The organism is Pseudomonas sp. BF-RE-21, from assembly GCF_019947305.1.
Taxonomy (GTDB): domain Bacteria; phylum Pseudomonadota; class Gammaproteobacteria; order Pseudomonadales; family Pseudomonadaceae; genus Aquipseudomonas; species Aquipseudomonas migulae.
Window position 1 is genome coordinate 21,209 of the sequence record NZ_JAGYGF010000037.1, and the last position, 24,742, is coordinate 45,950.

General features: G+C 58.9%; 20 protein-coding genes, 4 tRNA genes and 1 riboswitch. Of the genes, 6 read left to right on the forward strand and 18 right to left on the reverse strand.

The window, feature by feature from the left end; genetic code table 11:
• Positions 1 to 214 precede the first annotated feature (214 nt).
• Positions 215 to 4,348: a CheR family methyltransferase gene (locus KGB25_RS20990; protein ID WP_223415584.1), complete on the forward strand. Its 4,134-nt coding sequence runs from the start codon at positions 215 to 217 to the stop codon at positions 4,346 to 4,348.
• Positions 4,349 to 4,355: 7 nt separating this feature from the next.
• On the opposite strand, the gene KGB25_RS20995 is transcribed toward KGB25_RS20990, so the two are convergent.
• Positions 4,356 to 4,895: a hypothetical protein gene (locus tag KGB25_RS20995; RefSeq protein WP_223436523.1), complete on the reverse strand. Its 540-nt coding sequence runs from the start codon at positions 4,893 to 4,895 to the stop codon at positions 4,356 to 4,358.
• 148 nt (positions 4,896 to 5,043) lie between these two features.
• Positions 5,044 to 5,120, reverse strand: a tRNA-Arg gene (locus KGB25_RS21000).
• A 292-nt stretch (positions 5,121 to 5,412) separates the two neighbouring features.
• On the opposite strand from KGB25_RS21000, the gene KGB25_RS21005 reads away from it, so the two are divergent.
• Together KGB25_RS21005 and KGB25_RS21010 are read left to right on the forward strand one after the other, a co-directional pair.
• Positions 5,413 to 5,646 carry a hypothetical protein gene (locus KGB25_RS21005; protein WP_008038450.1) on the forward strand — a complete coding sequence of 78 codons (234 nt, stop codon included), beginning with the start codon at positions 5,413 to 5,415 and terminating at the stop codon, positions 5,644 to 5,646.
• 21 nt (positions 5,647 to 5,667) lie between these two features.
• Positions 5,668 to 5,847 (forward strand): PA3371 family protein, encoded by a 180-nt coding sequence (locus tag KGB25_RS21010; RefSeq protein WP_008038451.1) that lies wholly within the window; start codon positions 5,668 to 5,670, stop codon positions 5,845 to 5,847.
• On the opposite strand, the gene phnN is transcribed toward KGB25_RS21010, so the two are convergent.
• Positions 5,822 to 6,394, reverse strand: coding sequence for a phosphonate metabolism protein/1,5-bisphosphokinase (PRPP-forming) PhnN (gene phnN / locus KGB25_RS21015; protein WP_223436525.1), 573 nt, complete (start codon positions 6,392 to 6,394; stop codon positions 5,822 to 5,824). The genes KGB25_RS21010 and phnN overlap by 26 nt on opposite strands.
• A gap of 388 nt (positions 6,395 to 6,782) precedes the next feature.
• Here phnN and KGB25_RS21020 point away from each other — a divergent pair, with 388 nt between their 5' ends.
• Positions 6,783 to 7,109 (forward strand): Arc family DNA-binding protein, encoded by a 327-nt coding sequence (locus tag KGB25_RS21020; protein ID WP_003178899.1) that lies wholly within the window; start codon positions 6,783 to 6,785, stop codon positions 7,107 to 7,109.
• Positions 7,110 to 7,301: 192 nt separating this feature from the next.
• Here the strand turns inward: KGB25_RS21020 and mgtE are convergent, their stop codons facing one another.
• Complete coding sequence (gene mgtE / locus KGB25_RS21025; protein ID WP_008033095.1) at positions 7,302 to 8,744, reverse strand: magnesium transporter; 1,443 nt, start codon at positions 8,742 to 8,744, stop codon at positions 7,302 to 7,304.
• 320 nt (positions 8,745 to 9,064) lie between these two features.
• Here mgtE and KGB25_RS21030 point away from each other — a divergent pair, with 320 nt between their 5' ends.
• Complete coding sequence (locus tag KGB25_RS21030) at positions 9,065 to 9,583, forward strand: outer membrane protein assembly factor BamE (RefSeq protein ID WP_223436527.1); 519 nt, start codon at positions 9,065 to 9,067, stop codon at positions 9,581 to 9,583.
• A gap of 19 nt (positions 9,584 to 9,602) precedes the next feature.
• Here KGB25_RS21030 and KGB25_RS21035 read toward each other — a convergent pair.
• The 7 genes from KGB25_RS21035 to ltaE all read right to left on the reverse strand — a co-directional run bounded on the left by KGB25_RS21035 (position 9,603) and on the right by ltaE (position 15,568).
• Positions 9,603 to 9,679 (reverse strand) — tRNA-Arg (locus KGB25_RS21035).
• A gap of 72 nt (positions 9,680 to 9,751) precedes the next feature.
• Positions 9,752 to 9,828 (reverse strand) — tRNA-Arg (locus KGB25_RS21040).
• 108 nt (positions 9,829 to 9,936) lie between these two features.
• Positions 9,937 to 10,027: transfer RNA gene (locus KGB25_RS21045), tRNA-Ser, on the reverse strand.
• A 62-nt stretch (positions 10,028 to 10,089) separates the two neighbouring features.
• Positions 10,090 to 10,278, reverse strand: a complete 189-nt coding sequence (csrA, locus tag KGB25_RS21050) for a carbon storage regulator CsrA (protein WP_002554426.1) — start codon at positions 10,276 to 10,278, stop codon at positions 10,090 to 10,092.
• A gap of 187 nt (positions 10,279 to 10,465) precedes the next feature.
• Positions 10,466 to 11,707, reverse strand: a complete 1,242-nt coding sequence (locus KGB25_RS21055) for an aspartate kinase (RefSeq protein WP_008033100.1) — start codon at positions 11,705 to 11,707, stop codon at positions 10,466 to 10,468.
• A 91-nt stretch (positions 11,708 to 11,798) separates the two neighbouring features.
• On the reverse strand, positions 11,799 to 14,417 hold the full coding sequence (gene alaS, locus KGB25_RS21060; RefSeq protein WP_223436529.1) for an alanine--tRNA ligase: 2,619 nt from the start codon (positions 14,415 to 14,417) through the stop codon (positions 11,799 to 11,801).
• Between the two features lie 146 nt (positions 14,418 to 14,563).
• Entirely contained in the window at positions 14,564 to 15,568 is a 1,005-nt protein-coding gene (ltaE, locus tag KGB25_RS21065; RefSeq protein WP_223436531.1) for a low-specificity L-threonine aldolase, read from the reverse strand.
• A 197-nt stretch (positions 15,569 to 15,765) separates the two neighbouring features.
• A riboswitch (FMN riboswitch) is annotated at positions 15,766 to 15,937 on the forward strand.
• 102 nt (positions 15,938 to 16,039) lie between these two features.
• Here ltaE and KGB25_RS21070 point away from each other — a divergent pair.
• On the forward strand, positions 16,040 to 16,549 hold the full coding sequence (locus tag KGB25_RS21070) for a 6,7-dimethyl-8-ribityllumazine synthase (RefSeq protein ID WP_223436533.1): 510 nt from the start codon (positions 16,040 to 16,042) through the stop codon (positions 16,547 to 16,549).
• A gap of 121 nt (positions 16,550 to 16,670) precedes the next feature.
• Here KGB25_RS21070 and astE read toward each other — a convergent pair whose 3' ends face one another.
• The 7 genes from astE to KGB25_RS21105 all read right to left on the reverse strand — a co-directional run bounded on the left by astE (position 16,671) and on the right by KGB25_RS21105 (position 24,486).
• On the reverse strand, positions 16,671 to 17,681 hold the full coding sequence (astE, locus tag KGB25_RS21075; RefSeq protein WP_008033106.1) for a succinylglutamate desuccinylase: 1,011 nt from the start codon (positions 17,679 to 17,681) through the stop codon (positions 16,671 to 16,673).
• A gap of 12 nt (positions 17,682 to 17,693) precedes the next feature.
• On the reverse strand, positions 17,694 to 17,981 hold the full coding sequence (locus KGB25_RS21080) for a hypothetical protein (protein ID WP_008033108.1): 288 nt from the start codon (positions 17,979 to 17,981) through the stop codon (positions 17,694 to 17,696).
• A gap of 20 nt (positions 17,982 to 18,001) precedes the next feature.
• The gene (gene astB, locus KGB25_RS21085) at positions 18,002 to 19,348 is read right to left on the reverse strand and encodes an N-succinylarginine dihydrolase (RefSeq protein ID WP_008033110.1); all 1,347 of its coding nucleotides are present in this window, start codon (positions 19,346 to 19,348) and stop codon (positions 18,002 to 18,004) included.
• 138 nt (positions 19,349 to 19,486) lie between these two features.
• On the reverse strand, positions 19,487 to 20,956 hold the full coding sequence (gene astD / locus KGB25_RS21090; RefSeq protein WP_192227969.1) for a succinylglutamate-semialdehyde dehydrogenase: 1,470 nt from the start codon (positions 20,954 to 20,956) through the stop codon (positions 19,487 to 19,489).
• On the reverse strand, positions 20,953 to 21,978 hold the full coding sequence (gene astA / locus KGB25_RS21095; protein ID WP_207285408.1) for an arginine N-succinyltransferase: 1,026 nt from the start codon (positions 21,976 to 21,978) through the stop codon (positions 20,953 to 20,955). Before astA ends, astD begins: the two co-directional genes overlap by 4 nt.
• A gap of 71 nt (positions 21,979 to 22,049) precedes the next feature.
• Positions 22,050 to 23,069 carry an arginine/ornithine succinyltransferase subunit alpha gene (gene aruF / locus KGB25_RS21100; protein ID WP_008033116.1) on the reverse strand — a complete coding sequence of 340 codons (1,020 nt, stop codon included), beginning with the start codon at positions 23,067 to 23,069 and terminating at the stop codon, positions 22,050 to 22,052.
• Positions 23,070 to 23,265: 196 nt separating this feature from the next.
• Positions 23,266 to 24,486 (reverse strand): aspartate aminotransferase family protein, encoded by a 1,221-nt coding sequence (locus KGB25_RS21105; RefSeq protein WP_008033117.1) that lies wholly within the window; start codon positions 24,484 to 24,486, stop codon positions 23,266 to 23,268.
• Positions 24,487 to 24,742 lie beyond the last annotated feature (256 nt).

Sequence of the window (24,742 nt, forward strand, 5' to 3'; positions counted from 1 at the left end):
GATCATGACTGTCCGGGTTATCGGCCAGCAGGGCCATTCACTTGAAGAATTGGAATGCATTTGCGCCGCTGGAGTCCAAATTTAAAAGGGCCGCGAATGCGGGCTAAATATTTGAAGGCGTTATTGAAAAACGGGATTATCCTGATTTATTGCAACGCGTCTGCTACCCCTCTTTCAGACCCAGACGCTCCCGTCGTCGGCACAGGCATAAGTTATGACCACCACCCCCAATCGCTCAGTGAACTCCAATGAGCGAAAGACCCTGATCCCCAGTACCCTGGATTTTCCGGTGGTGGGAATTGGCGCGTCGGCAGGTGGGCTGCAAGCCATCAAGCTGTTCTTCGAAAACATGCCGCAGGACAACGGCATGGCGTTCGTGATCATTCTTCACCTCTCCCCCGATCACCAGAGCATTGCCGACAGGATCGTCCAGGAATCGACCGCGATGCCGGTTCTGCAAGTCACTGAAAGGGTGTCCATCGAGAAAAACCATGTGTACGTCATTTCACCGGCACAACGCCTGTCGATGAACGATGGTTTTCTTGAGGTCAGCACCAGCGATACCCGGGAATCCCGGCACGCCTCGATCGATCTGTTCTTCCGCGACCTGGCCGATGTCCATCGGGAACGAGCGTTCTGCCTGGTGCTGTCGGGCACCGGCTCCGACGGTGCCGTCGGTCTTTCGCGCATCAAGGAACAGGGCGGCGTCACGCTGGCGCAGGCACCGGAAGACGCCGAATTCGACGGCATGCCCCGCGCCGCCATCGATACCCGCATGGTTGACCTGGTTCTGCCGGTCGTTGAAATGCCGCAAAAACTGCTGGAGCTGTGGCGTAACTCTCAGGAAATCAGCTTGCCCATTGCCAACGACCCCGAACCGCAGACCATTGTCGCCATCTCCGAACGCGAAGCGCTGGTGGCGGAGCAAATGCTGCACGACATTCTGATCCAGCTGCGTACCGGCACCGGCCATGATTTCAAACACTACAAACGCGCCACCGTGTTGCGCCGGATCGAACGGCGGATGCAGGTCACGTCTCAACCGGATCTGGCGTCCTATTTCCATTACCTGCAAAACAATCCCGAAGAAACCAAGGCCCTGCTCGGCGACATGCTGATCGGCGTGACCAACTTCTTCCGCGATCGCGAGGCCTTCGAAGCGCTGGAGCGCGATGTCGTGCCGCAACTGGTCAGTGCCGCCGTGTCGGCGCAACCCGAGAAAGAAGAAATTCGTGTCTGGTCCGCGGGTTGTTCCACCGGCGAAGAAGCCTACAGCCTGGCGATGTTGCTCAGCGATCAACTGCAACTGGACGCCAGTGCGGCATCGCTGCAACTGTTTGCCACTGACATTGACGAGCGCGCCATCAGCGTCGGCCGGGCCGGGCTGTACCCGCAAGCCATCGTCACCGACGTGCCGCCCACGCGACTGCGACATTACTTCCTCAAGGAAGATGACCATTACCGGATTCGCAAGGAAATCCGCGAAAAAGTCCTGTTCGCCAAACACAGCCTGCTGTCCGATCCGCCGTTCTCGCAGATCGACCTGATCGTGTGCCGCAACCTGCTGATCTATCTCGATCGCGAAGTGCAGCGTGAAATCCTGCAAATGTTCCACTTTGCCCTGCGCCCCGGCGGGTTCCTGTTTCTCGGCTCCTCCGAGAGCGCGGACGCCTGCCACGAACTGTTCGCCCCAGTGGACAAACGCAACCGGATCTTCCGCGCCAAGACCGGTACGGCCAACAGCCGTCGCACGCCGACCATGCCGCGTGGAGGCTACGTGCGGACCAACATTTCCCAGCAGCCGACGCACAGCGGTGTGCAGCGCAAAACCTCTTTCGCCGACATCCATCAACGCGCCCTCGAACAGTCCGCGCCACCGAGCGTGATCGTCGACGCCAACGCCGACATTCTGCACATGAGTGAAAGTGCCGGGCGTTTCCTGCGGCACGTCGGTGGTGAGATGTCGCGCAATTTACTGACGTTGATCCTTCCCGAGCTGCGCCTGGAACTGCGCACCACGTTGTTCCAGGTTCAGCAGAGCAGCCTGTCAGTCAAATCCCGCGAGGTGTCGATCAAGCGTGATGAGCGCCGTTATCTGATCGATCTGGTCGCTCATCCCTACAAGGATGAAGGCTCGGACAGCGAGTACGTGCTGGTGATTTTCGAGGAGGTCGAAGTCGATCCTTCAGAACTGGCGGCGACCACCGTGCTGCAGAACGAAAACCAGGTGCTGTCCAACCTCGAACGCGAACTGCAACGCACCAAGCTGCATTTGCAGGACACCATCGAACAATCGGAAGTCTCCAGCGAAGAGCTCAAGGCCTCCAACGAAGAAATGCAGGCGATCAACGAAGAACTGCGCTCGGCCACCGAAGAGCTGGAGACCAGTAAAGAAGAGCTGCAATCCATCAACGAAGAGTTGCTGACGGTCAATTTCGAACTGAAAACCAAGGTCGAAGAAACCGACAAGATCAACGACTACCTGACCAACCTGATCGCCTCCACCGACATCGCCACGGTGTTTGTCGACCGCAGCATGCGCATCAAGTGGTTCACCCCGCGCGCCACCGACATTTTCAGCATGCTGCCGGTGGACACCGGGCGCTCCCTGCTCGACATCACCCACCGCCTGCATTACGACAACCTGGCCGGTGACGCAGCGCTGGTGTTCGAATCGCTGAACATGATCGAACGTGAAGTCAGCAGCACCGACAACCGCTGGTACATCGCCCGCCTGCTGCCCTACCGCTCCAGCGAAGACCACATCGACGGCACCGTGCTGACCTTCATCGACATCACCAAGCGTCGGGCGGCCGAAGAAGAGCTGCGCCTGGGCGAGGAGCGCATGCGCCTGGTCGCTGAAAGCACCCGCGACTACGCGATCATCACGCTCGATGAACAAGGGGTGATCACCACCTGGAACAAAGGCGCGGAGTTGATCTTCGGCTACAGCAAGGCCGAGGCCGAGGGCGCCTACTATGACTTCATCTTCTCTGCGGAGGACCGCGCGGCGGGCGTGCCGGAAAACGAGCTGCTGACGGTGCGCAACCACGGCCGCAGCGACGATGAACGCTGGCATTTGCGCAAGGATGGCAGCCGCTTCTTTTGCAGCGGCGAAGTGACTCTGCTCAGCGGCGATAACCTGCAGGGCTACGTGAAAATTGCCCGTGACCTGACCGGCCATAAACGCCAGCACGAAGAACAGAGCCAGGAACTGGCCGAGACTCGTAACACCAACAACCTCAAGGACGAGTTCTTTGCGGTCATGTCCCACGAGCTCAAGCACCCGCTGAACCTGATCCAGCTCAACGCAGAATTGCTGCGGCGCTTGCCGGTGACCAAGTCGCTGGCACCGGCGGCCAGGGCGGTAAATACCATCTGCGACGCGGTCACCAGCCAGGCACGGATCATCGACGATCTGCTGGATGTCGCCCGGGTCCGCACCGGCAAGCTCAAGCTGCAAACGGTCGCCGTCGACCTCGCCAGCGTGCTGCGCGATGTCCACACTGTCGTGCTCAATGACCAGCATGACGTCACGGTCGAACTGCTGGTGCCGTCCGATGCGTTGATGGTCCAGGCCGACCCGACACGGCTGGAGCAAATCATCTGGAACCTGGTGAACAATGCACTGAAATTCACCCCGGCCAAGGGGCGTGTGCAATTGATCGCCAGCCAGGCCGGGGACATGGCGCGGCTCGACATCAAAGACAATGGCGTCGGCATTGCCCCGGAAAACCTCGATCACGTGTTCGACCTGTTCGGCCAGGCTGAAAAACAACATGCCACCCATAACCGTGAAGGGCTCGGGATTGGTTTGTCACTGGTCCGTCAGTTGACCGAGGCGCAACGCGGTGCAGTCGAGGTGAGTTCGGCCGGTGTAGGCACAGGCTGCACGTTCACCGTCTACCTGCCATTGGCCAAAACCGCCGGCGAAGCGCAAGCCGCTGCCCAGACCGAAGAGGCCTGCGGCAGACTGAGCGGACTGACGATTCTATTGGTGGACGATTCCGCGGACGTGCTGGAAACCCTGAAAATGCTGCTGGAGATGGAAGATGCGCAAGTGATTGCCTTTGACCGCCCGGTGGCGGCGCTGGACGCGGCGAAAAGTACCCGATTCGACCTGATCATTTCCGACCTCGGCATGCCGGTCATGAATGGCCACGAGTTGATGAGCGCACTGCGTGAGTTGCCGCTCGCGAAGGATGTACCGGCCATCGCCCTGACCGGCTACGGGGCGCACAGCGACATTCAGAAATCACGACAGTCGGGCTTTGACCAGCATGTTGGCAAACCGGTGTCCTACGATGACCTGATCCAGACCATCGAGACGCTGCGCAACCAGCGCTGAAGCGCGCTCAGTTCAGATAGTCGCGCTGCACGCAGGCGCGCCGATCGATCGCCTGCCTGAGCCGCTCCTTGTGATCGGCCCAGACCATAGGGTCAACCTTGGTGGAACGCATCAAGGCGAGCATGGCCTCCTTGGCGTCCAGGTACTCTGACCAGGCATCGGCAGACCTGAGCTTCAAGCGTTCACGCTCGGTCATCTCCATCCGGCGCAACGCGACGACCGACTCATCGGTAATCACCGGACTCAACGTCAGTTGCACCCGGTGCGGCGCGACGAACTCCTGGGTGTCCGCGACAATCTCCCTCGCCCGCTGGGTACCCCACTTCAATGCGGCGCAGTAATGCTCACCCGCCTTGAGGTCATGATGCTCCTCGCGAATCGGCCAGCCATCAGCGCCGTAGACACCTACAAAAATCTGGGTAACCCCTTCAACACTGATCCGCGCATGCACCTCGATTTGCACGCCACTGCCCAGCACTTCTTCGTGGGTGTGCAGAGGCAATCGCGTGTTGGTCCACAACCAGAATTGGGCGCCCCTGCGTCGCATCGATTTCGCTCCCTGTGTGGTCTTTGGAGTAAGGCACAGCAATGCGCGTCTATCAAATGTTGGTCGTCAGGTGATCGCAGACGAAAAAGCCCCGCCGGATACGAGATCCTGGCGGGGCTTTTTTGACAGCCACAGGGCTGGAAATTGATGGTGTCCCAGGGCAGGTTCGAACTGCCAACCTTCCCCTTAGGAGGGGGATGCTCTATCCAATTGAGCTACTGAGACACAAGTCGCACGCGAGAAATGCGATGCGATGGACGGCGTGCATGTTAACGGGCGGGTCTGATTTTGTCATGTCGTCCGTAGGCTTTTTAAGTGTAGGCAGATGCCCCTCTACAGCACGGGATTTGTTGACCGTGCAAATTGCATCACCGCAAAAAGCCATCATTGCAAATTGCAATGAGACCACCTTGCACGATTATCTTAATTCTTTGTTTTTAAAGGATTTAATAGCCGTTAGACTCTTGGCACGTCGGCTGCTTCAGCTGTTCTCAAAGAACAACGGAGGTCAGCCCTCATGAACCGCGCCCTTTTACTCTCGAACGCGATCGCTCTGGCGATTTTTTTGGGTTTTCATTTTGCCCCGCAGAGCGGTGCCGAGCCGGTTGCCCAACGAATGCCTCATTACCTCCAGGTACAGAAGGCACCTCAATTGGCGGTGTTGGGTAATCAGCAGGGTTTTGTCGGTCAAGAAGTGAGTCAGGAAAATGTCCTGCTGCCAGCGCAGTCTTCAGAACGCCTGGTATTTTGAACAACCCATCAGGAGCACAGCATGTCCAAATCAGCCGCAGGATTTTTCGTCCTCGCCCTGCTCAGCGGCATTCTTCATTTATCACTGGTAGAGGACGCAGTCGTCACCCTGCCATTGATTGCCTGCGGCGTTTTCAGTGCTTTGTTTGTGCTGGCGCTGGTCGCGGGCCGCAAGATCAAGTTTGATCCGGTGTTGCGCTGACTTGTAGCAGCTTCAACAGGTCGGTCACTGTGTCCGAAAGTTCGCCTGAATTGTCGAGCCGGTGGATTAGCGTCTCACCGACTGAGGCGTCCGCCGTGAACAGTTCATTTCTGCTTAATCTCGCCTCAATCTCCGCCAGACTTTCACGCCCGCGCCGCAACAAGCGCTCTCGCAGCACGTCCTCCTTGACCGTCAACAGAATCGGCACCAGCGCCGGATAGCGGCGTAGCGCCTGAGCCAAGTGCCCGCGGGAGCCGTTGATCAGGACATCCCTGCCCTCCTTGAGCCATTGATCGATCACGACAGGAATACCGTAATCCAGGCCATTGGCATGCCAATACAGCGCGAAGTCGCCCTCTTCTTTGCGGCGCGCGAACTCTTCACGGGAAACACCGATGGCATCCTCGCCCAAGGATTCGGCTGAACGCGTAATGATCCGACGCACCACTTCGCAGTTGATCGCCTGCAAAGGCGCACGAGCGGCCTCGATGAGACTGTCCTTGCCGGATCCGGAAGGCCCCATCAGGTAAATCAGTCTGCCATCCATCCTGAATTAGCCCCCCATGTCGTGGTTGCCACTAGTAAATCGGCCAATTGCCACTATTCTGTACGAAGTAAGGAATCGTGATCGAAATCCGCACAGCATGCACCTTCAGGCGTCCCAGGACATCTCCTGTCGTGCAATAGGACGCGGTCAGCGATACGGACATGGGTAGTCTTTTCAAACCAGTCCGCATTTCTGATAATTGGTGCTGGCATAACGCCTTTATCCAGTTCAATATTTGTCACAGAATTGACGCCAATGATCTGGCTTCTTTGAGGCATGATGCGAGCCTCTATCAATTCAGGTTGAACATTTGGCCAGAGTCCTTGTCCTATCAGACATCGCGCGGCCAATCCCGAGAACCGCTCCCCTGAACTAACCGGTTAAATATATGCGCCCATTGAAACAGGCAATTTATTCCAGCCGTACGGCTGACAAGTTCGTCGTACGTCTGCCAGACGGAATGCGTGAACGCATTGCCGAGGTGGCTCGCAATCATCATCGCAGCATGAACTCCGAAATCATTGCGCGCCTTGAGCAGAGTCTCATTCAGGAAGGCGCACTGGGTGAAGAGTTGAGCATGCGACTGGACAGCCCGGAGCTGTCACTGCACGAACGCGAACTGCTGCAGCGCTTCCGCCAACTCTCCCACCGTCAGCAGAACGCACTCGTTTCGCTGATTGCCCACGACGCCGAAATGGCCGCAGACGCCTCCTGATTCATCCGAACGCTCAAGCCAGCTTAATCGCTGGCTTTTTTTTGCCTGAAATTCAGGCACAAAAAACCCGCCGATTGGCGGGTTAATTGCTCTCGTAGGAGCCAGGCTTGCCGGCGAAGGCGGCCCTGAGATCGCCTTCGCCGGCAAGCCTGGCTCCTACGAGCTGATTTGCGGGCTGCAGGCAGAGGGCAATCAGAGCAGGAAGATGGTCGCCAGCCCGAGGAAGATGAAGAAACCACCGCTGTCGGTCATGGCCGTAATCATCACGCTGGCGCCCATTGCCGGATCGCGCCCCATCTTCGCCAGTGTCATGGGGATCAACACCCCCATCAACGCCGCGAGCAACAGGTTGAGCGTCATGGCAGCGGTCATCACCACACCAAGGGACCAACTGCCGTAAAGCAGGTAGGCCACCGCACCAATCACCCCACCCCAGACCAAACCGTTGATCAAACCGACGGCCAGCTCCTTGCGCATCAGACGCGAGGTATTGCCGGTACTCACCTGGTCCAGCGCCATGGCGCGAACGATCATGGTGATGGTCTGGTTACCCGAGTTGCCACCGATGCCCGCCACGATCGGCATCAATGCCGCGAGCGCCACCAGCTTCTCGATCGAACCTTCGAACAATCCGATCACGCGAGAGGCAATAAAGGCGGTAATCAGGTTGATTGCCAGCCAGGCCCAGCGGTTGCGCAGGGATTTCCAGACTGACGCGAAAATATCTTCCTCTTCACGCAGACCCGCCATGTTGAGAACTTCGTTTTCGCTCTCTTCACGAATCAGGTCGACCATTTCATCGATGGTCAGACGGCCGATCAGCTTGCCGTTCTTGTCGACCACCGGGGCCGAGATCAAGTCGTAACGTTCGAACGCTTGTGCAGCATCGTAGGCGTCTTCGTCCGGGTGAAAACTCACCGGGTCGCTGGCCATGACTTCCGATACTTGTTTTTCCGGGTCGTTGACCAGCAAACGCTTGATCGGCAGCACGCCCTTGAGCACGCCGTCGTAATCGACCACAAACAGTTTGTCGGTATGGCCCGGTAGCTCCTTGAGCCGACGCAGGTAACGCAACACCACTTCAAGACTGACATCCTCACGGATCGTCACCATCTCGAAGTCCATCAGCGCACCGACCTGCTCCTCGTCATAGGACAACGCGGAGCGAACGCGCTCACGCTGTTGACCGTCGAGGGTTTCCATCAGCTCGTGGACGACGTCTCGCGGCAGCTCGGAGGCCAGGTCAGCCAGTTCGTCGGCATCCATGTCCTTGGCCGCTGCCAGGAGCTCGTGATCGTCCATGTCGGCGATCAGGGTTTCACGTACCGAGTCGGACACTTCGAGCAGGATGTCGCCGTCGCGGTCAGCCTTGACCAATTGCCAGAGCGTCAGACGATCGTCCAGCGGCAAGGCTTCAAGGATGTAGGCAACGTCGGCGGAGTGCAGGTCGTCGAGCTTGCGCTGCAGCTCGACGAGGTTTTGCCGGTGAACCAGGTTTTCGACCCGGTCGTGATGCGGACCTTCCTGGCGATGAGTCAGGTCTTCGACCACCCGCTGACGCTGCAACAGCTCAATCACTTGAGCGAGGCGGTCCTGCAGGCTTTCTTGCGTTTTCTTTACTTCAACTTCGGACATAGGCGAACTCCACTCCCAGCAGCGGGGCACGCCGGAAGGATCAATCAGTCAATTCATGATTGGAAAAGCGGTTTACTGAATTACTACTGGGTAAGTCCATGGAGGTATTCCACAAGCCCCGGCGGGGCTGACGGGCGCAATGATACACCGCCCAACGGTTTTAAATGTTAAAAAATCGCGGCTGAAACAAGCGCTTGCGAGACAAACCTGAGCGCCGTCCTGATCCGTGAAAATGCGACGACTCATTCTGAAAAGAAAACACACCAGCGCTGAAAAATGTAGCGGCTACCCTTGAGTCAGACCGTCATGGAGGACGTTTGATGCCATTGAATGCCTGTTATTTTCTGCTGATCGCCCTGCTCTGCCTGCCGCCCGTGGTACTTGCCTCAACCGTTCACCGCTGCGAGGCAGCAAACGGCCGCATCACCTTCACCACGCTGAGTTGTACGGCCGGAGAAAGCCTTTCGCTCCAGGAAGTGCGCACGTTTACCCCCGGCAGCACGGTGTCGCTGATGCCGGAAGCGGACTTTCGTGAAACATCACGTATGAATATCAAAAGGAGGGAGCCAACGGTCGTCGGCCAGGCAGAGGACAACTGTGGAAACCAGATCGATGCCAGGGAACGCAGGGAAGCAATCATCAATCAACGGATTGTCGCCGGCATGACCCGGCAAGACGTCGAAAGCGCCCTCGGCAAGCCAGACAAGATCAGTATTCGGAATTCGGCCACGAGTTACCGATACGACACCAAGCGAGGTCGTAGCGCACACGTCGAATTCGATGAGAGAGGATGTACCAGAGGAAAAGCCAAATCCCAGACGGCAAAAAGCCCGCGTTAAACGCGGGCTTTTTGTTGTTTGGTGCACTCGACAGGATTCGAACCTGTGACCGCTCGGTTCGTAGCCGAGTACTCTATCCAGCTGAGCTACGAGTGCAATTTGTGTTTTTAGACCAGATCACAACTGGTTGAAACAGAGTAGCTCACATCACTGCAAACAACTCTTAAATGGTGCACTCGACAGGATTCGAACCTGTGACCGCTCGGTTCGTAGCCGAGTACTCTATCCAGCTGAGCTACGAGTGCATTTGTTGCCGCGCATTATAGGCCGTCGAATCTTTTTGTAAAGCGCTTTTTTCTAGTAATTTCAACAACTTACCGAAGAAGCCAGATTACAACGTACTACGCAAATAATGGCGGAGAACGGGGGATTCGAACCCCCGACACCCTTTTGAGGTGTACTCCCTTAGCAGGGGAGCGCCTTCGGCCACTCGGCCAGCTCTCCGCAACACGGGGCGTATATTAACCAGCTTCTTCCCCGTTTGCAAACATAAAAAACGATAAAAATTAATGGCTTGGTTCTTCGTCCTTCTCTTTCTTTATACGCAGGTAAATTTCCTCACGGTGGACCGCAACCTCTTTCGGGGCGTTGACACCGATACGCACTTGATTTCCTTTAACGCCGAGCACGGTCACGGTGATTTCTCCATCACCAATAATCAGGCTTTCTGCGCACCGACGAGTCAGAATCAGCATACCTTTCTCCTCACGCATTTCATTTCAGGGACAACAGTCTGCAAAAAAAAGGCACTCGACCTACAACCTGAAAGATCGCAGCCCTACATGCCTGAGTATTGACTAGCGCGGGCAAAAGAACAGCTTCGAGCCGCACCATTCAAAAAAACAAAAGGGCGCGGTCAGACCGCGCCCTTCGGCAAACGCATCACTCGCCCGTTCGGGCCGGCGCGTCCAGTTCGAAAGCCGTGTGCAGGGCGCGCACAGCCAGTTCCAGGTACTTCTCTTCGATCACCACGGAAACCTTGATTTCCGAAGTCGAGATCATCTGGATGTTGATGCTTTCTTTCGCCAGGGATTCGAACATGCGGCTGGCCACACCTGCGTGGGAGCGCATGCCGACACCAACGATCGAGACCTTGGCGATCTTGATGTCGCCAACGACTTCACGGGCACCGATCTCGCGAGCGGTGTTTTCCAGCACGGTTTGCGCGGCCTGGAAGTCGTTGCGGTGTACGGTGAAGGTGAAGTCGGTGGTGTTATCGTGCGCAACGTTCTGCACGATCATGTCGACTTCGATGTTCGCGGCGCTGATCGGGCCGAGAATCTTGAATGCAACGCCCGGGGTGTCTGGCACGCCACGGATGGTCAGCTTGGCTTCATCGCGGTTGAAAGCGATGCCGGAAATGATCGGCTGTTCCATGGTTTCCTCTTCATCAATAGTAATGAGGGTGCCCGGACCCTCCTTGAAGCTGTGCAGTACGCGCAGCGGAACGTTGTACTTGCCGGCGAATTCCACCGCACGGATCTGCAACACCTTGGAACCGAGGCTGGCCATTTCCAGCATCTCTTCGAAGGTAATCTTGTCCAGGCGCTGGGCCACGGACACCACACGCGGGTCGGTGGTGTAGACGCCGTCGACGTCGGTGTAGATCTGGCATTCGTCAGCCTTCAAGGCTGCCGCCAGCGCCACGCCGGTGGTGTCGGAACCGCCACGACCGAGGGTGGTGATGTTGCCGTGCTCGTCGACGCCCTGGAAACCGGCGACAACCACCACACGACCTGCTTTCAGATCACCGCGAATCTTCTGGTCATCAATCTGCAAGATACGCGCTTTATTGTGCGCGCTATCCGTCAGAATCCGTACCTGATTGCCGGTGTAGGACACCGCTGGCACGCCGCGCTTGATCAGCGCCATGGCCAACAGGGCAATCGTCACCTGCTCACCGGTGGAGACGATCACATCCAGCTCACGCGGAACCGGCTGGCCGTCGCCACTGATTTGCTTGGCCAGATCGATCAGACGGTTGGTTTCGCCGCTCATTGCAGACAGCACAACCACCAGGTCATCGCCGGCATCGCGGAATTTCTTAACCTTGTCGGCGACCTGCTCGATTCTCTCGACAGTGCCGACCGAGGTGCCTCCAAATTTCTGTACGATCAAAGCCATTTCAAAGCCGCCTCTGCCCATGAAGGGCGCCCAAATAATCACTCAAACAGCGTTCCGGCCCACCACTAGACTGTGGGCCGGACACACTGCCTTATAAACCCTGCTCTACAAATGGAACAGTCAGGGCCAATGCCGCATCCAGTGCGCCAGCGTCAGTACCACCGCCCTGCGCCATGTCTGGACGACCACCGCCCTTCCCGCCCACTGCCGCAGCGGCTTGCTTCATCAAATCACCGGCTTTGAGTTGGCCAGTCAGGTCTTTGGTTACGCCTGCAACCAGAACGACCTTTTCCTCATGGACACTGCCGAGCAGGATCACTGCGCGGCCGAGTTTGTTTTTCAGTTGATCGACCAGCGCCAGCAGCGCCTTGCCATCCTGACCGTCCAGACGCACGGCCAGTACTTTCACGCCTTTGACGTCCAGGGCGGAAGCCGACAGATCGTCGCCCGCCGCGCTGGCAGCCTTGGCCTGCAACTGCTCGAGTTGCTTCTCCAGCAGACGGTTGCGCTCCAGCACAGCCGACAGCTTGTCGATCAGGTTGTCGCGGCTGCCCTTGACCAGGTTGGCCGCTTCCTTGAGTTGTTCTTCGGCAGCGTTCAAGTATGCCAGCGCCGCAGCGCCGGTGACCGCTTCGATACGACGCACACCGGAAGCCACACCGCCTTCGCTGATGATTTTCAGCAGGCCGATGTCGCCGGTACGGTTGGCGTGGATCCCGCCGCACAGCTCGACGGAGAAATCGCCGCCCATGCTCAGTACGCGCACGTTGTCGCCATACTTCTCGCCAAACAGCGCCATGGCGCCTTTTTGCTTGGCGGTTTCGATATCGGTTTCTTCGGTTTCAACAGCCGTGTTCTTGCGAATCTCGGCGTTGACGATGTCTTCCAGCGCCTTCAGTTGCTCAGGCTTGATGGCTTCGAAGTGGCTGAAGTCAAAGCGCAGGCGCTGACTGTCGACCAACGAACCTTTCTGCTGAACGTGATCGCCCAGCACCTGACGCAATGCAGCGTGCAGCAAGTGAGTGGCCGAGTGGTTCAGCGAAGTCGCGTGGCGCACGTCGGCTTCGACGTGGGTCTCGACCGGCGATCCGATAGTCAGGCTGCCCAATGCCTGCACACCGTGGTGCAGGAACGCGCCACCGGTCTTGGTGGTGTCGCGCACGTCGAAACGGCCGATGTTCGATTGCAGGTAACCGCAGTCGCCAACCTGACCGCCGGATTCAGCGTAGAACGGGGTCTGATCGAGAACGATCACGCCCTCTTCGCCTTCACTCAAGACGTCGACGGACTTGCCTTCTTTATAGATAGCGACAATTTTCGCCGAACCACTGGTGGCCTTGTAGCCGGTGAATTCGGTGGCCACGTCAACCTTGACCAGCGTGTTGTAGTCCAGACCGAACGAACTGGCGGAACGGGCACGGACGCGCTGGGCTTCCATTTCGCGTTCGAAGCCGGCTTCGTCGACGGTCAGGTTGCGCTCGCGAGCGATGTCCGCGGTCAGGTCCATCGGGAAACCGTAGGTGTCGTAGAGTTTGAACACCACGTCGCCCGGCACCACGGTGCCTTTGAGTTCCAGCAGATCCTGCTCGAGAATCTTCAGGCCGTGCTCCAGGGTCTTGGAGAACTGCTCTTCTTCGGCCTTGAGCACGCGCTCGATGTTGGCTTGTTGCTTCTGCAGTTCCGGGAACGCTTCGCCCATCTCGGCAACCAGCGCCGCGACGATCTTGTAGAAGAAGCTGCCGGTCGCGCCCAGCTTGTTACCGTGACGGCACGCACGACGAATGATCCGGCGCAGGACGTAACCGCGACCTTCGTTGGACGGGATCACGCCGTCGGCAATCAGGAAACCGCACGAACGGATGTGATCGGACACAACCTTCAGCGAAGACTGATCGTCATTGGTGCAGCCAATGGCCTTGGCCGATGCGCTCAGCAGGTTCTTGAACAGGTCGATTTCATAGTTGGAATGAACGTGCTGCATCACCGCACTGATCCGCTCCAGGCCCATGCCGGTGTCGACCGACGGTGCTGGCAGCGGATGCAACACGCCATCGGCGGTGCGGTTGAACTGCATGAACACGTTGTTCCAGATCTCGATGTAACGGTCGCCGTCTTCTTCCGGCGAGCCCGGTGGGCCGCCCCAGATATCGGCGCCGTGATCGTAGAAAATCTCGGTGCAAGGACCGCACGGGCCGGTATCGCCCATGGTCCAGAAGTTGTCAGAGGCGTAAGGCGCGCCTTTGTTGTCGCCGATGCGGATCATGCGCTCGACTGGCACACCGATCTGCTGGGTCCAGATGTCATAGGCTTCGTCATCCGAGGCATAGACCGTTACCCAGAGTTTTTCCTTGGGCAGCTTCAGGACGCCGGTCAGGAAGGTCCAGGCGTAGGTGATTGCGTCGTGCTTGAAATAGTCACCGAAGCTGAAGTTACCCAGCATTTCGAAGAAGGTGTGGTGACGAGCGGTATAACCGACGTTTTCCAGGTCACTGTTCTTGCCACCGGCACGCACGCATTTCTGGCTGCTGGTCGCACGGGTGTACGCACGTTTTTCCTGGCCCAGGAAACAGTCCTTGAACTGGTTCATCCCCGCGTTAGTGAACAGCAGGGTTGGGTCGTTGCCCGGAATCAAAGAGCTGGAGGCTACACGAGTGTGGCCTTGCTCTTCGAAGAAGCGAAGGAAGGCTTCACGGATTTCTGCGCTTTTCATTAGGTTCTTCCACGGAGGCTGCGGCCAAAGGCCTGTGCGAAACGTCAACAGACGAAGCGACGGCAAAGGGCCGCATTATATCGGCCCAGCGCGCGGGGTACAGCGTGTTTATACGATAGAAACGGTCAATTGGACGGCTAACGCTGTCAGTTGCGCGAAAACTCGACGAATGTCGCGATGACTTGCTCGATTTGCGCGCGGCTCACGTCCATGTGCGTGACCATTCTAAGACGACCGGCGGCGCTGAGTTTGATCCCGCGCTCAGCGGCAAACGCCTTGATCGCCTCGGCCTTGTCGCCCATCTGCACATAAACCATGTTGGTTTGCACCGGTTCGACTTCGTAACCGGCTTTTCGCAGTCCGTCCGCGAGGAATTGCGCGTTGGCATGATCGTCGGCCAGACGCTGGACGTTGTTATCCAGTGCGTACAGCCCCGCTGCCGCCAGAATCCCGGCCTGACGCATGCCGCCGCCGACCATCTTGCGCAGACGGCGCGCCTTGCCGATCAACTCGACCGAGCCGCACAACACCGAACCGATCGGCGCGCCCAGCCCCTTGGACAGGCAGACCGACACCGAATCGAAATGCTGGGTGATTTCCCGGGCATCAACACCCAGTTTGACTGCCGCGTTGTACAGACGAGCGCCGTCGAGGTGCAGTTGCAACCCGTGTTCGCGAGTGAAACTGCGCGCCCGGGCCAGATACTCCAGCGGCAGCACCTTGCCCTGCATGGTGTTTTCCAGCGCCAGCAAGCGGGTGCGGGCGAAATGGAAATCGTCCGGTTTGATCGCGGCAGCCACCTGAGCCAGGTCCAGCGAGCCGTCGGACTGCACTTCCAGCGGTTGCGGCTGAATCGAACCGAGCACCGCCGCGCCGCCACCTTCGTACTTATACGTGTGCGCCTGTTGGCCAACGATGTATTCGTCACCGCGCTCGCAGTGCGCCATCAGGCCCAACAGGTTGCTCATGGTGCCGGTCGGCACGAACAGCGCCGCGGCAAAGCCCAGGCGTTTCGCCAACTCGGCTTCCAGACGATTGACCGTCGGATCTTCACCGTAGACGTCGTCACCGGTGGCCGCGTTGGCCATCGCGTCGAGCATCCCTGGAGTCGGCTGAGTGACGGTGTCGCTGCGAAGATCGATAACGCTCATGAATCTGGCCTCGGTAAGCAGGGGAAAATCCCTTTCGGAATGGAATTACTGCGGTCATGTCGACGAATAATCAACCCTTGGGCGAGGAAAAGACGCAGCAAGTGAGCGAAAAAGTCGATAGCAATCATCAGATAGCAGCAATGCACAGCTGAGAAATATGTGTTAAAAACGCTGCGCCGCCAGACAATCTGTCGGCAAAACGTTCTCAGGGCGGGGTGCAACTCCCCACCGGCGGTAATTGCGCGCAATGCGCATAGCCCGCGAGCGCTTGGCGACAGGCACGGCTTCGGCGGTGTTTGACGGCAAGGTCAGCAGACCCGGTGTGATCCCGGGGCCGACGGTCATAGTCCGGATGAAGAGAGAACGGGATTGGCGCCAAAGGGTCGTCCGCAGGCATTCTTGCGAGCGTGCGTACCCTTAAATCCCATTCGATTCATATGCCCTGTTTTATACATAAACAGGAGTCAGAACATGCAACCCACCGCAATCGACAGCAAAAGCAAACACCATCAGGGCGAGCGCGTTGCGTTCATCCAGGCCTGCTGGCACAAGGAAATCGTCGATCAGAGCCGTAAGGGCTTCGTCGCAGAAATGATTGCTCAGGGTTATCACGAATCCGACATCGACTTCTTCGAAGTCGGCGGCGCCTTTGAAATGCCCCTGCACGCCAAGTTGCTGGCCAAGACCGGCCGTTATGCCGGTATTGTCGCGGCTGCCCTGGTGGTGGACGGCGGGATCTACCGTCACGAATTCGTCGCCCAGTCTGTGGTCAGCGGCTTGATGCAGGTTCAATTGGAAACCGAAGTGCCGGTGTTCTCGGTGTCCCTGACCCCGCACCACTTCCATGCCGGTGAAGAGCATCAGAAGTTCTTCTTCGAACATTTCGTGCACAAAGGCCAGGAAGCGGCGAAGACGTGTGCGGATACGCTGAGCAAGATTCGGGCGTTGCGTCGTACTGAGCCACGCGCAGTAGCCGTCTAAACACCGCTCCCCCTGTAGGAGCGAGGCTTGCCCGCGAAAGCGATTTAACATTCAACATCATCGCTGAATCTGGAATCGCTTTCGCGGGCAAGCCTCGCTCCTACAGAGTCAGCGTCGTCAGTTAGGCCAGGTTTTCGTCGGTGGTCGGCACGATCAGGATGCCGGCGCGCAGGCCGTTCTTGACCTTGGGGTTCGGGAAGATAATCCGCGCGCCCTCTTCTTCGATGATCCAGCGCGTCTGGGCGATGTCTTCGGCCAGCAGATAACCCACTTCCAGTTCCGAAAAATTCTCGATGTCCGCCGGCAGGTTCAAGCGGAAGCTATCGCTGTGCTTGATGATTTCCCGTGCCACGCTGAACAACTGCAACCCATTCAGCGCCTCTTCGGTCAGTTCCGGCTCGGTGCCTTCGATGATCTGTTTAAGACGGGTTTCCAGCAGAGAGACGTTGACCCCGTCGTTCTGCCCGAACGGCCGCGCCTTGCCCAACTCCAGGGTGAAAGACTCGGCACCCAGCTTGTCGTAGGTGTAGGAACTGAAAACGATGGACGGCTTGTTTTGCAGCAACACCGCTTCCATGCCGGCAGCGCGCAGGCGAGCCAGTTCCTGACGGGAATGCTGGCGATCTTCCTTCCACGGATACAACGCAAACTGCTCGATTTTCGAGCCACGAATCGCGGTGTGCAGGTCGTAATGCAGACGATCGCGATCCGGCAGGCTGAAGAAACTGGCCGCCAGCCGCTCCAGTTCACAGGCGCGCAGGGCTTCGGAGCCGCTGGTTTGTTCGTGACGGCCGTTGAACAGACGATTGACGTCCTGCTCGATAAAGCGCTCGCCCTTGCGAATCGCTTCCGGGTTGCCGAACAGGAACAGAATACGTGCGCGCGGCTTCAAGTCGCCGCGAGCGATGTCATGCAACAGACGATCGAGCAACTCGATCGGCGCTGTTTCGTTGCCATGGATCCCGGCTGACAGCAGCAGGTCCAGGCCATTGTCGCGAGCCTCAGGTGGCCGGACTTCCAGCGCACCTTCGCTCAACCAGCGCATGCGCACGCCTTCGACAGTCAGTTGAGTCTTCTCCGCCGGTTCGCGGCCGGCGAGGGTCAGTTCAAGCAGTTTGCCGAGGGCGAGCATAGAGCGGTTTCCTTAGTGGTCGTGGGCGCAATCCGGGCCGTGCACGTGGTCTTCGTCGCCGACTTCAGCCGGTTCCATTTCCAGTTGCAGACTTACCAGATTAGTCGCCAATGGGCGCAGCAGCAGGTTGGCGTATTCAGCGTCACCTTCTTCGACGTCCACGCCGATCAGCAATTGGCCACGGCCATCGTGCTGAATCCACAGCTCTTTGCCTTGCCAAATGACAGCGACGCGGGTGCAGGAAGTTTCCAGTTGCGTGCCGTCGGTGTCTTCAAGGATCAGCTGCAGGGTATCGCTCATGTGTTTTACGCTCTCGACGTTCAATTGATCTGGAATGGATAAACCGCGCCCAGTTTAAGGATTTGCGTCAGTTCATCCAGTGCCGTCCGGCACTCAAGCAGCAATTGCGGGTCCGCAAGGTCGGTTTCGGCCATGCGGTCGCGGTAGTGCTTTTCGACCCATTCGGTCAGCGTGCCGTACAACGGTGCCGTCATGATAACCCCTGGGTTGACGGCCGCCAGTTCGGTTTCATTCAGTGCCACGCGCAAGCGCAGGCACGCCGGGCCACCACCGTTCTGCATGCTTTGCTTCAGATCGAAGACTTTGACTTCGCGGATCAGGCCGCCAGAACTGGTCAGGCTTTGCAGGTACTGCCAGACGCGTTCGTTGCCACGGCACTCTTCCGGCACGATCAACAGCATCGAGCCGTCAGGACGCGACAGCAACTGGCTGTTGAACAGGTAGGAACGCACCGCGTCTTCAACGGTAACCGCCGAACGCGGTACACACACCGACTGGAATTTGCCGCCGACCTTGGCGAGTTTGCTTTGCAGCTCGGCCAGCATCTGTTCGGTGTCGAGGAACGCGTCCTCGTGATAGAACAGCACCTCGCCGTTACCCACCGCGATCACGTCGTTGTGGAACACGCCCTGATCGATCACCGCAGGATTCTGCTGGGCGTAGACCACGCCGTCATCGCTCAAACCGTGCAGACGAGCGACAGCTTGCGAGGCTTCGAGGGTCTGGCGCGCCGGGTATTTCTGCGGTGCCGGGTAGCGGTTATCGAACGCACTGCGACCGAACACAAAGAACTCGACGCCGGCTTCACCGTATTCACGGCAGAAACGCGTGTGGTTGGCGGCGCCTTCGTCACCGAATTGCGCCACGGCCGGCAACGCCGCGTGGTGAGCGAAGTGCTTCTGATCAGCGAACATTGCACCCAGTACACGGCTGGTGGTCGGGTGCTCGATGCTGCGGTGGTACTTGCAGTTGAGGTTGGCGGCGGTGAAATGCACGCGACCGTCGGCAGTGTCGGCGCTCGGGCTGACCGTGGCGGCGTTGGCCACCCACATGCTCGACGCCGAGCAACTGGCGACCAGCAACGGCATCGCGTCTTTCGCAGCCTGCTCGATCACTTGCGCGTCGGTGCCGCTGAAGCCCAGGCGACGCAGGGCGGCGACATCAGGACGCTCTTGCGGGGCCAGAACGCCTTGTTGAAAGCCCATTTCCATCAGCGCTTTCATTTTCGCCAGGCCTTGCAGCGCAGCTTCCTTCGGGTTCGAAGACTGCTGGCTGTTGCTCTGGGACGCGACGTTGCCGTAGGACAGGCCGCCGTAGTTATGGGTCGGCCCCACTAGACCGTCAAAATTGACTTCATAGGATTTCATCAGCGAGGCTCCACGAGAATCTGTTTTTATAGGCTTCAGTAACTATTCAGTACGACCGCGTTGCGGCCTTCGCGGGCAAGCCTCGCTCCTACAGGTTCAATGGGATCCGTAGGAGCGAGGCTTGCCCGCGAATGGGCGCTACGCCATCTTCACGCCTGGCGTGAGGGCCGCTGGCAACGTCAGGCTCGGCGTTTCCAGCGAGGCCACCGGGTACGCGCAGTAATCTGCCGCGTAATAGGCGCTGGCGCGGTGGTTGCCCGAGGCGCCGACGCCGCCGAACGGTGCGCTGCTCGCAGCACCGGTCAGCTGTTTGTTCCAGTTGACGATACCGGCACGGCTTTCCAGCCAGAACTGCTGATAACGCGCTTCGGAATCCGACAGCAAACCGGCCGCCAGGCCATAGTCGGTGTCGTTGGCTTCAGCGATGGCCGCTTCAAAATCAGCGTAGCGGATCACTTGCAGCAACGGGCCGAACAGCTCTTCGTCAGGACGATCGGCAACGGCGGTCACGTCCAGAATACCTGGGGTCAGCAACGCGGCTTGTGCCTCAGGCTGAGTCATTTCCAGCAACGCCACGGCGCCATTGGCCAGCAGATGTTCCTGCGCATCCATCAGCGCTTTTGCCGCGCCAAGGGAAATCACCGAGCCCATGAACGGCGCTGGCTGCTGATCGAACGCACCGACTTCAATCGTCGAGCTGACCGCCACCAGACGCGCCAGGAGCGTGTCGCCCCAGGCGCCCTGCGGCACCAGCAAGCGGCGGGCACAGGTGCAACGTTGACCGGCAGAAATGAAAGCGGACTGAATGATGGTATACACCGCGGCATCCAGATCAGCGACCTCATCGACCACCAGCGGGTTATTACCCCCCATCTCCAGCGCGAGGATCTTGTCCGGACGACCGGCGAACTGCTGGTGCAGGTGATTGCCGGTGCGGCTCGAACCGGTGAAGAACAGACCGTCGATACCCGGGTTCGCCGCCAGGGCGATACCGGTTTCGCGAGCGCCTTGCAGCAGGTTCAACACGCCGGCTGGCAGGCCGGCTTCGATCCAGCACTTGACCGTCAGTTCGGCGACTTTCGGGGTCAGCTCGCTCGGCTTGAACAGCACGCTGTTACCGGCCAGCAGCGCCGGCACGATATGACCGTTGGGCAAGTGACCTGGGAAGTTGTAAGGACCGAACACCGCGACCACGCCGTGTGGCTTGTGGCGCAACACGGCGGTGGCGTCGCCCAGCGGGCCGCTCTTCTCGCCGGTGCGTTCGCGGTAGCTCTGCACCGAAATCGCAATCTTGTTGACCATGCTGGTCACTTCAGTTGCCGCTTCCCACAACGGTTTACCGGTTTCTTCACCGATGCAACGCGCCAGTTCGTCAGCGTTGTTTTTCAGCGCGCCAGCAAAGGCTTCCAGCACCGAAATACGTTCTTCCAAAGTACGACGGGCCCAACCCGGAAACGCCTGACGCGCGGCTTGCACAGCGGACTCAACCTGAGCGGCGGTAGCGCCCTCGCCGGCCCACAGCACTTGCTGGGTCACCGGGTTCAACGATTGGAAGGCTTCACCCTGACCGGCCAGCCATTCACCTGCGATGTATAGCGAATTCATTATTTCGACTCCCGAGCAGCAGACAACGGAACGGCGCGCACTTGATCGCCGGCGTTGAGTTGAAGACGTTTGGCGGTCAGCGGATCGACCACCAGCGTACCGGCGGCAAGACGTGCGGGAGCGGCAGTGATCCGGCAGTCTTCGCGCTTGCGGTTGTGAATGATGAATGGCGTGGCGTCGTCACCCGGCGTGCCAACGGCCAACACCAGCGCCTGACTGTCTCGCACGGCGCGGATCTTGCCGGTTTCGCATTCGATGGCCGGGCCGGCGTCGAAAATGTCGACGTAGCCCTGGTAGCTGAAACCTTCGCTCTTGAGCATGGCCAGCGCCGGCTCGGTGTCCGGGTGAACCTGACCGATCACGTTACGTGCATCCGGCGACAGGAAGCAGGTGTACAGCGGGAACTTCGGCATCAGTTCGGCGATGAACGCCTTGTTGCCCACGCCGGTCAGGTAATCGGCCTGGCTGAATTCCATCTTGAAGAAGTGTCGACCCAGGCTTTCCCAGAACGGCGAACGTCCTGCTTCGTCGGAGACACCGCGCATTTCGGCAATGATCTTGTTGCCGAACAGTTGCGGGAACTCGGCGATGAACAGCATTCGCGCCTTGGACAGCATGCGACCGTTGAGTCCGGTGCGGAAATCGGCGTGCAGGAACAACGAGCACAATTCCGAGTTGCCGGTCAGGTCGTTGGCCAGAAACAGCGTCGGGATTTCGCGGTAGATGTTCAGCTCTTGCGAAGCGCTGACCGTCAGGCCGACCCGGAAGTTGTACCAGGGCTCACGCAGGCCGACGGCGCCGGCAATGGCGGAAATGCCCACCACACGACCGTTGTCGTCTTCGAGGACGAACAGGTAGTCCGCATCGCCGCGCCCGGCCTCGCCGCGAAAGGTCTTCTCGGCCCAGCCGACCCGATGGGCCAGACGCTCTTCGTTGGCCGGCAAGGTGGTCAGGCCGGTGCCGGTGCTACGGGCCAGGTCGATCAGAGCGGGTAAATCGCTGCTGCGTACGGGACGAACGATCATGCTATCTCCTCAAACGGGCCGCTTGCGCCACCCGCGAAACACTTGCTGCTTTCTAGGTTGAAAAGCAGGCGTTAAACCGCCACCAGGCGCACGCTTGCACCTTCACCGACGCCCAGGGCTTCGGCCGCTTCCAGATCCAGGGTCACGGGTTTGCCCGGCGCGTAATCGAGCTCGAGCAACACGGCGCGGTAATCCTGCAACTGCGCATTGGCCACCAGGTACTGACGTCCTGCGCCTTTGACCGGCTCGCCGATTTTCACCGGCACTACACGGCTCTGGGCGATCGAACGGATCCCCGAAACACGCGCATGCAACGTCGGGCCGCCGTCGAAAATGTCGATGTAGTGATCGGTCTCGAAGCCTTCGCGCATCAGGATGTCGAAAGTGATCTGCGCCCGTGGGTGCACCTGGCCCATCGCTTCTTGCGCGGAGTCCGGCAGCAACGGCACGTAGATCGGGTAATGCGGCATCAGCTCGGCGAGGAACGTGCGGCTCTTCAGACCGCACAGACGCTCGGCTTCGGCGTAGTTGAGGTCGAAGAAGTTGCGACCGATGGCGTCCCAGAACGGCGAGTCGCCATTTTCATCGCTGTAACCGACGATCTCGGTCACCACGGAATCGGCAAAGCGCTCCGGATGGCTGGCCACGAACAGCAAGCGGCCACGGGAGTTGAGCTCGGCCCACGGCGAACCCACCAACTCGCGCTGCACGTAGAAACTGGTCAGCAAGCTGTTGCCGGTCAGGTCGTGGCACTGGGAGAGCACGTGAATCTTGTTATGAATCTTCAGCTCGCGGGAGGCGTGCACGAAGGTTTCATTGCGGAAGCTGTAGAACGGCTCGGAATAACCGGCCGAGGCGACGATGGCCGAGCAGCCGGCCAGTTTGCCGGTGGCGGTGTCTTCGAGGACGAAGAAATAGCTCTCTTCACCGTTGAAGCTGACTTCTGCAGCAAACGAGGCTTCGCTCGCGGCGATCTTGTCGCTCAGGCGTTCAACGTCATCCGGCAAAGAAGTGACACCAATCGGGCTGTCCGCAGCCAGACGCTGTACCTCGCCCAGATCAGCCATTTGCGCGGGGCGCATCACCAGCATGGTGTCACTCCTTTCTCATACTCTTTGAGGAAAATAAGCCGGCCCCTTGTAGGAGCGAAGCTTGCTCGCGAAGGTGTGTCAGTCACAGTGATGTCGACTGACACACCTTCGCGAGCAAGCTTCGCTCCTACAGAAAAGCGGGGCCGGCATCAAAATTGGGTTCGACGCCTGAAATCATCAGGCGTCGAAGGGTCTATCAGGCTTGCGTCAGTTTTGCTGCAGCGCGCTCGAAACGATCCAGGCCAGCATCGATATCGGCGTCTTCAACCACCAGGCTTGGCGCAAAACGCACCACGTCCGGGCCGGCTTGCAGGACCATCAGGCCTTCGCGCTCGGCGGCGTTGAAGATGTCCTTCGCCTTGCCTTTCCAGGCCTCGCTCAGCACGCAACCGATCAACAGGCCCATGCCACGAACCTTGGTGAACAGGCCGTATTTCTCGCCGATCTGCTCCAGGCGAGCCTTGAACTTGTCGTGTTTGGCGTTGACGCCGGCCAGCACTTCAGGGGTGTTGATCACGTCGATTACCGCTTCGGCGACGGCGCACGCCAGCGGGTTGCCGCCGTAGGTGGTGCCGTGGGTGCCGACGACCAGGTGTTTGGCCAGGTCTTCGGTGGTCAGCATGGCTGCGATCGGGAAACCGCCGCCCAGGCTCTTCGCGCTGGTCAGGATGTCCGGGATCACGCCGTAATGCTGGTAGGCGAACAGATGGCCGGTACGGCCCATGCCGGTCTGCACTTCGTCGAAAATCAGCAGCGCGTTGTGCGCGGTGCACAGGTCACGGGCGCCTTGCAGGTATTCGAGTTCGGCCGGGATAACACCGCTCTCGCCCTGGATCGGCTCCAGAACCACAGCGCAAGTCTTGTCGGAAATGGCGGCTTTCAGCGCGGCCAGATCGTTGTACGGCACGTGGGTGATGCCGGTGATTTTCGGACCGAAACCGTCGGAATACTTCGACTGGCCACCGACGTTCACGGTGAACAGGGTACGGCCGTGGAAGCTGTTGAGCGCGGCGATGATTTCGTACTTCTCGCTGCCAAACCGATCATGGCCGACACGACGGGCCAGCTTGAAAGCGGCCTCGTTGGCTTCGGCGCCGGAGTTGCAGAAGAACGCACGCTCGGCAAAGGTTGCGTCGATCAGCTTGTGCGCCAGACGCAGGGCAGGCTCGTTGGTGAACACGTTGGACACGTGCCACAGCTTGTTCGCCTGCTCGGTCAAGGCACCGACCAGCGCCGGGTGCGCATGGCCCAATACGTTAACGGCAATCCCGCCGGCGAAGTCGATCAGCTCGCGGCCAGACTGGTCCCATACGCGGGAACCGGCGCCACGCACAGGAATGAAGGCGGCAGGCGCATAGTTGGGAACCATTACCTGGTCGAAATCGGCGCGTTCTACCGCAGCGTGCTCAACGGACATCGGAGTCTCCTGAAGAGGAACACTCGCCGGAAACTGGCGAGCGATGGGGGGATTGTAAGGACAGTTTTCAGCCCGGCCTTGCCGCCAAGCGACAACTTCTTATAGCGCAAACCCCGGTTTCAGCCGGGTTTACGGCAATGCGACATATAGCGTCGCAAAGGCGCAGTTTAAACCGGCGGCACAGGTTATAGGCAGGCTTGTCGAACGGTGCGGTAAATATGTACCGCACACCGTGCTTCATCGTTTGTTTTCCTTG